9 protein-coding genes and 1 pseudogene are annotated in these 10382 nt (G+C 40.6%); 6 read left to right on the forward strand and 4 right to left on the reverse strand.

What is annotated here, in order from left to right; translation table 11 throughout:
* Positions 1-1978: 1978 nt before the first annotated feature.
* The 6 genes from IQ228_RS12940 to dprA all read left to right on the forward strand — a co-directional run bounded on the left by IQ228_RS12940 (position 1979) and on the right by dprA (position 7454).
* Positions 1979-2911 (forward strand): J domain-containing protein, encoded by a 933-nt coding sequence (locus IQ228_RS12940; protein ID WP_193963022.1) that lies wholly within the window; start codon positions 1979-1981, stop codon positions 2909-2911.
* The gene (locus IQ228_RS12945; RefSeq protein ID WP_193963024.1) at positions 2911-4116 is read left to right on the forward strand and encodes an ATP phosphoribosyltransferase regulatory subunit; all 1206 of its coding nucleotides are present in this window, start codon (positions 2911-2913) and stop codon (positions 4114-4116) included. Before IQ228_RS12940 ends, IQ228_RS12945 begins: the two co-directional genes overlap by 1 nt.
* A 79-nt stretch (positions 4117-4195) precedes the next feature.
* Entirely contained in the window at positions 4196-4423 is a 228-nt protein-coding gene (locus IQ228_RS12950; protein ID WP_027400959.1) for a ferredoxin family protein, read from the forward strand.
* Positions 4424-4633: 210 nt separating this feature from the next.
* Positions 4634-5362, forward strand: coding sequence for an ABC transporter ATP-binding protein (locus IQ228_RS12955; RefSeq protein WP_027400958.1), 729 nt, complete (start codon positions 4634-4636; stop codon positions 5360-5362).
* Between the two features lie 60 nt (positions 5363-5422).
* On the forward strand, positions 5423-6121 hold the full coding sequence (locus tag IQ228_RS12960; protein WP_051424217.1) for a DUF2301 domain-containing membrane protein: 699 nt from the start codon (positions 5423-5425) through the stop codon (positions 6119-6121).
* Positions 6122-6335: 214 nt separating this feature from the next.
* On the forward strand, positions 6336-7454 hold the full coding sequence (gene dprA, locus IQ228_RS12965) for a DNA-processing protein DprA (protein WP_027400957.1): 1119 nt from the start codon (positions 6336-6338) through the stop codon (positions 7452-7454).
* A gap of 68 nt (positions 7455-7522) precedes the next feature.
* Here the strand turns inward: dprA and IQ228_RS12970 are convergent, their stop codons facing one another.
* The 4 genes and pseudogenes from IQ228_RS12970 to IQ228_RS26620 all read right to left on the reverse strand — a co-directional run.
* Positions 7523-7762, reverse strand: coding sequence for a type II toxin-antitoxin system ParD family antitoxin (locus IQ228_RS12970; RefSeq protein WP_027400956.1), 240 nt, complete (start codon positions 7760-7762; stop codon positions 7523-7525).
* Between the two features lie 86 nt (positions 7763-7848).
* The gene (locus IQ228_RS12975; RefSeq protein ID WP_193963026.1) at positions 7849-9387 is read right to left on the reverse strand and encodes a serine hydrolase; all 1539 of its coding nucleotides are present in this window, start codon (positions 9385-9387) and stop codon (positions 7849-7851) included.
* Between the two features lie 249 nt (positions 9388-9636).
* Positions 9637-9942 (reverse strand): transposase, encoded by a 306-nt coding sequence (locus tag IQ228_RS12980; RefSeq protein WP_338422776.1) that lies wholly within the window; start codon positions 9940-9942, stop codon positions 9637-9639.
* A 154-nt stretch (positions 9943-10096) separates the two neighbouring features.
* Positions 10097-10382 (reverse strand): annotated as a pseudogene (locus IQ228_RS26620) (HNH endonuclease); the annotation flags it as partial.

Consider the following 10382-nt stretch of genomic DNA (forward strand, 5'->3'; position numbering starts at 1 on the left):
ATTTTATTTCTTTATCTTTATAACCAAAACAAATTTTGATAAATCCACCAACTACAGTTTCTTGTTACTGAACAGGTACATCGTTAAATAATGTATGTGACATAGTACAAATCTCCTTAATTTTGAATTAGTGCAAAGGTTGATTACGGCTTTTTAGCTGCTCAAATCTTCACGTGATTAAAATAGTATCTAGGAATAAATAGATAAATCATTATTACTTTCTGCAAGTTTCATTACCAGATTTAGAAATAGATATTGCTGCAAAATACACGCCAATTTAGCTAAATCATTGTCACCAAATAAAAAATTTCTGCTACCATCTTTCATCATTCTAACTAACCAATAGCAGAAGTTGTCTTTTGATGACTAAAAGAACTGGAAAATTTTTGAATTTGCTTAGTTTACTTTAGTAGACTTTAGCTATTAGCCTGGAACTTCAGTGGGGCTGTCAGCTATACTCAAAACGGCTTGATTGTTTGATTCTAAACGTAGGGGTAAAGCAAGAGCTTCATTGGTGTCAACTTAACGTAAAACCTCTATCCCGCAAAGAACTCAACTCGTCTCATTCCCAGTCTCTGACTGGGAATGAATTCTAGAAGGCTCTGCCTTCAATGATACTAGAGGCAGAGCCTCATCAACTGCATTCCTAGTCAGAGACTAGGAACGAGATGTGGTAGGGATTTGAGCTTAAGTTGACACCTATGGTTGCCATACATTGGTATCAACTTACAGCAATTCTTGTTCTCATGAAATGGAATGGAGGGCGCAGGCCCTGCGCCCCTACGGGTTTGGCGATAGAAAACTGGAATGGGGGTTAGGTTTCTGGAGATTATCGGTTTCATTTAAGAGGATGTTTTAAGTAGTGAGACAGAATTAATTACATAATGTCATTGCGTTAGCGTTGCGTGGGGTTAGCGATATGTAACGAAGTGAAATGAAGCAATTGCCAGGGTTGTGATTGCTTCCCTTCCCTCGCAATGACTGTAAATATTTTTGTCCAATTACTTAAAAGTGGTGTCAACTTACAGCAATTCTCGTTCTCATGAAATAGAATGGAGGGCGCAGGCCCTGCGCCCCTACGGGTTTGGCGATAGAAAACTGGAATGGGGGTTAGGTTTCTGGAGATTATCGGTTTCATTTAAGAGGATGTTTTAAGTAGTGAGACAGAATTAATTATACAATTTTATTGCGTTAGCGAAGTGTGGCGTTAGCCATATGGAACGAAGTGAAATGAAGCAATCGCCAGGGTTGTGATTGCTTCCCTTCCCTCGCAATGACTGTAAATATTTTTGTCCAATTACTTACATTGGTGTCAACTTACAGCAATTCTCGTTCTCATGAAATAGAATGGAGGGCGCAGGCCCTGCGCCCCTACGGGTTTGGCGATAGAAAACTGGAATGGGGGTTAGGTTTCTGGAGATTATCGGTTTCATTTAAGAGGATGTTTTAAGTAGTGAGACAGAATTAATTATACAATTTTATTGCGTTAGCGTTGCGTGGGGTTAGCCGTATGGAACGAAGTGAAATGAAGCAATTGCAAGGGTTGTGATTGCTTCCCTTCGCTCGCAATGACTGTAAATATTTTTGTCCAATTACTTAAAAGTGGTATCCCGTAATTTTCATCAGATTTTACCCCCCTTATGAAGCTACGGTGTACACACAAGTTGGAAATTGCCTGTTAGTTACCATAAAACCCCACCCCTAGCCCCTCCCCGCAAGCGAGGAGGGGAACTGGCTTTGGGTAAGGATATGTGTACACGGTAGCCCTTATAAAGGGGGGAAACAAGAAAATCCAGTTCCCTCCCCTTGTGAAGGGGAGGGTTAGGGTGGGGTAAAACATTTGATACAGCAATCATGAGTTTTCAAACAAGCTCTAATAAGTATTAAATTTCCTGGTTGCTACTGGATGGCTTTGAAACTTACCATACTTCCCTGTAAACTGGAAAGAATATGCTGGGGTGCGATACCTATAATAAATATGTCATTAAAAATAGATTCTGGATTATTTACGGATGATTTCATAGATCATCACGCAGTTTTATGTGTGCCGGTTGATGCGGAATTTAAGGAAATCCGTAACCGTTATTTACAAATTGCTCGGACATTGCACCCAGATAGTTCTCTAATGAGGAATGAGTCGGAAAAAGAGATGGCTAATCAATTGTTAGCAAAGTTGGTTAATCCGGCTTATGAGAAGTTTTCTGTGGAACGCAATCGGGCTGAGTATTTGTTTATTCTGTCACAAATGGGGAAGAGATTTGCCCAAGAACCAGGAGCAATTAGACTGAAGACGGAATCGGGACGACAATTGTTAGCTGTGCCTAATGTGAGTATGGCATATAAGCAGGCGATCGCTAAAATTGCCCCAACTCAATTTAGTGATTTGCAACAATCACTCAAAATCATTGCTGAGGTTAGTGAGCTAAATCTAGTTTATCTGATGCGGGTGGCTGGACAGTCAATGAATAAGTCGGCGCCTAGTCAACCTCAAGGTTCTGCCCCAAATTTACCACCAACTCTAACCTCACCACCCGAAGAAGAGTCAATCGTAGAACAATACCTGCGTCGCGCTCAAGTTTTACTAGAAAAAAACCAATTGTCCCCAGCCAAAGTAGAATTACAAGATGCCTTAAAGTTAGAACCGCGAAATAGTCATTGCCATAGCTTGATTGCAATGGTATATTTACGGCAAAATCAACTAAAAATGGCAAAAGTTCACTTTGATAATGCCCTGAAGTTAAATCCCAATGAGAAAATCGCTTTGGAATGGAAACCCAAAGTAGATGAAGCTTTAGGAATTACAACCAGTGGTTCTCAAGGGACTTCCGCTTCTCAAACTGAAGAGAAGCAACCAGATAAGTCTGGAAAAGGTGGTTTGTTTGGCGGTTTGTTTGGTGGGAAGAAAAAATAATGGTGTATCAACCAGCAGCGGGAGCAAGGGATCTATTACCTTTAGATGTGGCGCAAAAACGCTGGATTGAAGATAGATTAGAACAGGTGTTTCAACGGTGGGGATATCACAGGATTATCACCTCAACTTTGGAACGAATGGATACTCTGATGGCTGGTGAAGCTATTCAGCGTCAGATGGTGATTCAACTCCAAAATAGTCAAAATGAAGAATTGGGGTTGCGTCCAGAATTGACTGCCTCTATCGCTCGCACAGTGGTAACTCGCATGGCAGATGCCACCTATCCCCAGCGACTATATTACAATGCTAATGTTTTCCGCCGCAATTGGGAAGGCCGCCATAATCGTCAGCAGGAGTATTATCAAGCTGGGGTGGAGTTACTGGGTGCTGAGGGATTATTAGCCAATGGGGAAGTGTTGCTGCTGGTAGCAGACTGTTTAACAGCATTGGATTTAAAAGATTGGCGGTTAATTTTGGGGGAAGCGGGAATTACTCGTTCTTTGCTGAATGCTTTTCCCCCGGAAATCAGAAATCAAGTCCGCAGGGCGATCGCTAATTTAGATCGCGTGACTATTGATACTTTGCCTCTAGAGGAAGAACTCCGCCAACGCGCTAAAATTATGTTGGATTTGCGGGGTGATAGTAAAGATGTTTTACAAAAGGTCAGTAGTTTACATCTAGAACCAGATCAGCACGAGGCAATAAATAACCTCAGATCCCTAGTGGAATTACTAGATGGTAAATTCCCTTTAATCCTTGATTTAAGCCTAATTCAAACCATTGACTACTACACAGGTCTGGTTTTTGAAGTAGTGAGCGAGACAAATTCCCAAGCACAGATTTTAGGAAGTGGTGGGCGTTATGACCAATTATTAGGTTTATACCATCCCCAGAAGGAAAATATTCCTGGTATTGGCTTTGAATTGAATATTGATGATTTATACCAAATTCTCCTATCAAATCAGCAATTACCCCAGGATATTCCCGCTAGTAATTGGTTAGTAGTTCCAGAAACCCCCGGTGCTGAAGCTGCGGCTTTTGCCTATGCCGATAAATTACGTAATTCCACTAATTCAGTGAGAGTAGAAATAGACCTGGGAGGTAGGGACACAGCAGGGATTCGTCAATATGCAAGCGATCGCTCAATTACCCAAATAGCCTGGATTAAAGCCGATGGTTCACACACCATTGAACCCGGATGTTAAAAATAGGAATATTGGTAAACTTTCCCAAAATCAATCCAAAATCTAAAATCTAAAATCCAAAAAAGAGGGAATCGGAAAAATGCCACATACCATTGTTACAGACGTTTGTGAAGGTGTTGCTGACTGCGTAAGTGCTTGTCCTGTAGCTTGTATTCATCCAGGCCCAGGAAAAAACGTCAAAGGCACAGATTGGTACTGGATTGACTTTGCTACCTGTATTGATTGTGGTATCTGTTTGCAAGTTTGCCCCGTAGAAAACGCAATTTTGGCAGAAGAAAGACCAGAATTGCAGAAAATAGTAAATTAGGTGACAGGTGACAGGTGACAGGTGCTACGCCACGGGGACAGTGGAAAAGAAAATCACCAAATTACCTGTTACCTGTTCCCCGTTCCCTGTTCCCTGTTCCCTAGCAAATTAGGTGACAGGTGCTACGCCACGGGGACAGTGGAAAAGAAAATCACCAAATTACCTGTTACCTGTTCCCCGTTCCCTGTTCCCTGTTCCCTCATGTAACAAATGACTAATAATTATTTATTAAACGTAGAAAATGTCCACGCTGGATATATTAAAGATGTAGATATTTTGCAAGGTGTCAACTTTCACATTGCACCAGGGGAGTTAGTTACAGTAATTGGTCCAAACGGTGCAGGTAAATCCACTTTAGTAAAAACTATTTTCGGACTTTTGACACCCCATACCGGAAATATTACCTTCAAAGATCAGAATTTGATTGGTTTAAAATCAAATCAAATTGTCGCCAAAGGAATGTCCTATGTTCCCCAAATTGCCAACGTTTTCCCCTCTTTAACCATAGATGAAAACTTAGAAATGGGGGCTTTTGTGAGAGATGTTCCCTTGAAACCTCTTAAAGATAAAATATACACCATGTTTCCTCGATTGAGCGATCGCCGTCGTCAACGCGCAGGAACTCTTTCCGGTGGAGAAAGACAAATGTTAGCAATGGGGAAAGCATTAATGTTAGAACCCAGTTTACTCCTATTAGATGAACCCTCAGCCGCATTATCTCCCATTTTGGTAACTCAAGTATTTGAGCAAATTAAACAAATTAAAGAATCGGGGACTGCGATAGTTCTAGTTGAACAAAATGCCAGAAAAGCCTTAGAAATGGCAGATCGTGGTTATGTGCTAGAATCAGGAAGAGATGCTATCTCAGGACCTGGTAGAGAATTATTAAATAACCCAAAAGTCGGGGAATTGTATTTAGGCGCTGGGAAAGGACATTAAAAACAAGATCCCCGACTTCTTTAAGAAGTCGGGGATCTAAAACCTATACTATTAAGGAATATGACTACACAAACAATATCATCATTAGCAGTATATCAAGGTCAATTCGGGGAGTTTACGATTACTCAGAGCGATCGCCAAAGTGTGATAATTTATCGAACAGGATTAATGATCGCCGCCCTGTGTTTTGCCATTGGTAGCGGTTTGGTCTTATTTTATCCCCAACCCGCTGCTATCGCCTCCCTGACCCCTCTCTACACCTGTTTTAATATTGCACTGGGAGTTAGTTTATTAACTATTCATATCTATATGGCATTTTTGCACCGCATTCTCCAACTTTTTTGGATAATTGGTAGCATTTGTGCCTTTATTTTTGGACATGGTGATAGTCAAGCTTTTGCAATTACTATTTATAATCAACCCCTCACCATATTAGGAATTGGTTTTACCTTTGCAGCCTTGACAGGGATCTTTTTCAAAGAAGGTTTTTGTTTTCATCGTTTAGAAACTAAAATCTTAACTCCCCTTGTTCCCCTACTATTATTAGGACATTTAACCGGAATTTTATCAACGCCAGCAGAACAAGTTTTACTAGCAACTTGGGCAATTTTATTCCTCATCTTTGCTATAAGAAAAGTAATTCAAGCTATTCCTCCCGACATTGGCGATAAATCTGTATTTGATTATTTGAAAAATCAAATTAAGACCCGGCGACTAGAAGTCACAGCTACACAAACAAAGTCCGCCTCCGCAGACTAAAAAAATCAAGATATTGAACCCACCCACCATCTGGGTTTTGCCTGTGTAGACGCGGTTTTTAACCGCCAAGTAATTATATTTATACTAAGTAGGTGAACACAATAAAACCAAACTGTGTAAAGAAACATAAAATCGCTGAAAACTTCTTTACTCTTGCCTTTTGCCTCTTGCCTCTTGCCTTGCTATAACGACAATTTTCAACGCCAACCTACTTATGTCAAATACAGAAGAACGTAAATATTGGTTAGCTTGGTCGCAAATTTCTGGAATTGGACCCATATTACTGCAAAGATTACAACAGCATTTTGGTAACTTGGAAAATGCTTGGAAAGCTACTCCTAGTGAATTACGAAAAGTTGAAGGTTTGGGATTTCAGACATTAGAAAAAGTTGTTCAACAAAAATCCCATTTAAACCCCGAACAACTCCTCACTCAACACCAACAAGCAAACCCCCATTTTTGGACACCAGCAGACCCAGAATATCCCCAACTACTGCGAGAAATTCCCAGTCCACCCCCCTTATTGTATTATCGGGGTGAAGTTGATTTACAGGAGAATTCAGGACAAAAACCTTTAGTGGGAATTGTCGGAACTCGTCAACCCACAGAATATGGAATTAAATGGACTCGTCAAATTAGTACCGCATTAGCCAAAAATGGTTTTACCATTGTTTCCGGTATGGCAGAAGGAATAGACACCGAAAGTCACGCAGCAGCAATGAAAGCAGGAGGAAGAACAATAGCAGTTGTAGGAACAGGAGTAGATGTTATTTATCCCCATAAAAATCAAGGTTTATATAAACAGATATTGACCTCTGGCATAGTAATTAGTGAATATCCTGCCAAAACCACACCCAACCGCACCCATTTTCCCCGGCGAAATCGCATCATTGCCGGGTTAAGTCGCGCAGTATTAGTCATAGAAGCACCAATAAAATCCGGCGCTTTAATCACAGCTACTTATGCTAATGAATTTTGTCGAGATGTTTACGCATTACCCGGAAGAATTGATGATCAACCATCACAAGGTTGTTTAAAATTAATTAGTCAAGGTGCAGGTTTAATTAATCAAGAACTCAGTCAATTATTAACCATGTTGGGGGCAATTCCCCAAATAGATATAGAAATTCCCATAGTTAGATCTCCTCCTTTACCTAATTTAGCACCTGAATTACAACAGGTAATAGACACTTTGACTATTGATACTTTATCCTTTGATTTTATAATTCAAAAAACAGGGATGAATGCGGCTTTAGTTTCCAGTTCCTTATTACAATTAGAACTCATGGGTTTAGTCACCCAACTTCCGGGAATGCGATATCAAAAATGTTAAAACTCTGATTTTTGTTCCTTCTTCCTTTGCGTCTTTGCGCCTTTGCGTGAGGCTAATTCATACTTTAATTATGCAACGCCAATTTTTGCTTGTAGTCTAGCAAAAACTACCTCACCATCTGTTACTTGTCCATTCTTAATCTGTTCAGTTCCTACAGCTATTTTTTTCCGTAGTTCCTCTAGTCTTCTTTCTCTGTCCAGCAGCAAACTAAAAGCCTCATTTACTGCATCTTCTATATTTTCAAATCGCCCCGTGTCAATATAAGCTTGTATTAATTCCTCTGTCTCAGGTTTAAGTTGAATATTCATGATGTATTCTCCATTTGATAGATAGCCTTAACGCTGTTCTAACAACAAAGCCACATTTTCTGCAACCAGTTTGAATTCTGAATTATTTATTGTGGTGGATAATATTGCGGAGTCATTATAGGCTGCGGATAACTGCCCATAGGCATATTATTAACCGTCCCATTAGGCATAGCAGGATTCATTATCGGTTGTTGAACTGGTTGCTGAGTAAAGGGTTGAACGGGTGGTTGATAATTAGAAATTGGTTGAGTGATTGGTTGAGTAACCGGTTGGTTATTTATCGGATTGCTAGGTGTTACTGTAGTTTGGCTAAAGTGTTCATAAGCCGCACTAGAAATAGAACTAATTAATTTTGCCGCACGAGGATCATTATTGGGACGTTTCACCATAATAGCGGCGATATAACGTTTACCCGTAGGGATATCTATTAAACCCGCATCTGCTAACATTGTGCCAATATCACCTGTTTTGTGATAAGCATTTGCGCCTTTTCCTAAGCCAGCAGGTAAAAGATTATCTCGTTCAGTGCGACTCATAATATTAAGCATTAAATCACGCGATCGCATACCCACGACATTACCTTGATTCACCATCGAGATTAAATTCCCCAATTCCCTCGGACTAGTAGTATTAGTCCCCTCTAAATCCGGGAGAGGATTACGAATCATCGTCGTTGTTAATCCCCAACTGCGAAAACGTCCATTTAACGCCTCCTGTCCGCCTAATTTAGCAACCAGCATATTCGTAGCCGTATTGTCGCTAATTGTAATCATCTTCGTAGCCACATCAAGAGCCGTGTATTTGCTGTCTGGGGTTTGATATTGCATATTTCCCGAACCCCCGACAATCATCTCTTTTTGGAGAGTTAAGATTTCATCCAGGCGGATTTTACCAGCATCTACATCCTGGAAAAAAGCAATCAAAATCGGAATTTTAATCGTGCTTGCCGCCGCAAAACTGGCATTACTATTAATATCTACATAACCACCATTATCTAAGTCTAATAAAAACACCCCTGGCATCAGATCAGCATTAGCTGCGGAGAGAGTTTGTAAAGAATTTTTTAAAGAAGTAATTTCTTGGGACAGATATAAGCTTGTATTAGGAGTTTGAGATATTTTTTGAGAAGTAGTAGTTTGAGATACTAACGCAACTGAACCAAGGCGATTAGCAGGGTCTAGAATTGACAACAACGTACCCACAATCGCACCTATCCCCACACCCACAATCAACAACCGCAAGGTATATAAAACAGTTCTAGCCATAGGTTTTAACCTAGTCTTGCGTGACCCTCTGCTTTCAATTCTCGGCTTCTCCATGCGTACCGTCTTTAACCTCACATTTGCTGGCGGAGAAATTTGAGTATTTTTCTTGACTGTAGGTACTGGTTTAACACCTGGAGGCATCATCTTCCGTGATGCTGGTTTTCGCCCCCCAGACGAGATAGGAACAGGACTGCTATGATTGTTTAGACGAGCTAATGTTGCAGTTTCTCTTGGACTAGAAACTGGCTGTTGATTGATGACTTTTTTCTGTCCTGTCTTGGGGACTGGACGTTTACGCCGGCGACGTTGTACAGGTTGCCTTTGTGATATGGGTATGAGTTTGTCACTAGTTTCTGACATAGCTACTTTTCACCTTCGACCCAGATTGTAAATTTATGCACCTTGATACTCAGTTTACCTTTGGAAAGTGGCATTTTCCGATCTAGTAGTTTGTCAACCCGAAAATGACGGGTGAAGGCAAGCAGGGGGAGAAGAGAGGCACCGGGGGCAGGGGAAGGAAGAACAGAAGTTTTTTCCGATCATTGCCCGTCAAAATAAATTTGACCAATCACCATTATACTTCATAGTTGATTTTTCAACAAAAAGTCATTAAGCTTCCCCGGTCTGAAGACGCGGGGATTTCTGAAGAGTCCACAAAAGAACTTTCTTAGGCGCACTTAAAGCACCTCTACCTACTCCACTTAAGTCAAACTTAAATATCGCAGCTACTTTTTTGATTATGTTAACTGCGCCGTTGCAGTCTGCATTTATTTTGATTCCAGTTGAGGTTCTAAATTGACCTCTAGTAATCCTAATTCCGCTAGATTTCCACCCTTCGGGTTTTGCACCAAATGTAGGTAGAACATCATTATCTAAAAACGATGTTTTTGAGGTATAACTCTCTTCAGTTTCCACAAAAATAATACCGTATTGTTCGCATAATTGGGCTATGCGTCCTTTGAGTTTAGCTGTTGGTATTTGAAGGTTGAGTCGAGGGGGAATATTATTTCCCGCCTCTCTCTGTTAGATCCGTGCGTACCCGTTTCCGTGTACACGGCTCCCGATGTTCTTAGCTTTCGCGTTTGCTCATGTGGATATAATCGTGGCAGATGAAAGTGAATGACTAGAAGGTTTTTAGTTTTCCAGTTTTGGTGGTTTCCATCAACATGATGTAAATGTACCTTCTCATCACTGAGCATCTTTAGACCACAATGACCACATTTATGGTTTTGCCGTTTAAGGGCTTTAGAGGTATCGTTGTTATAGAGCTTGCTGTTGCGTTCGCTCCAATAACTTAAATCTCCGTCGTAGGGTGATTTCTCACCTTTGACATTGATGTGTTTGTTTTCGGAGTA

The sequence above is a fragment of the Dolichospermum sp. LEGE 00246 genome (assembly GCF_015207865.1).
In the GTDB taxonomy this organism is placed as follows: Bacteria; Cyanobacteriota; Cyanobacteriia; order Cyanobacteriales; family Nostocaceae; genus Dolichospermum; species Dolichospermum heterosporum.

What these genes read in the sequence shown, in the direction of transcription:
- IQ228_RS12960 (WP_051424217.1), top strand. Translation starts at nt 5,423, where the DNA reads ATGACTACACAAACAATATCATCATTAGCAGTATATCAAGGTCAATTC.
- IQ228_RS12970 (WP_027400956.1), bottom strand. Translation starts at nt 7,762, where the DNA reads ATGAATATTCAACTTAAACCTGAGACAGAGGAATTAATACAAGCTTAT.
- IQ228_RS12950 (WP_027400959.1), top strand. Translation starts at nt 4,196, where the DNA reads ATGCCACATACCATTGTTACAGACGTTTGTGAAGGTGTTGCTGACTGC.
- IQ228_RS12955 (WP_027400958.1), top strand. Translation starts at nt 4,634, where the DNA reads ATGACTAATAATTATTTATTAAACGTAGAAAATGTCCACGCTGGATAT.
- IQ228_RS12940 (WP_193963022.1), top strand. Translation starts at nt 1,979, where the DNA reads ATGTCATTAAAAATAGATTCTGGATTATTTACGGATGATTTCATAGAT.
- IQ228_RS12945 (WP_193963024.1), top strand. Translation starts at nt 2,911, where the DNA reads ATGGTGTATCAACCAGCAGCGGGAGCAAGGGATCTATTACCTTTAGAT.
- dprA (WP_027400957.1), top strand. Translation starts at nt 6,336, where the DNA reads ATGTCAAATACAGAAGAACGTAAATATTGGTTAGCTTGGTCGCAAATT.
- IQ228_RS12975 (WP_193963026.1), bottom strand. Translation starts at nt 9,387, where the DNA reads ATGTCAGAAACTAGTGACAAACTCATACCCATATCACAAAGGCAACCT.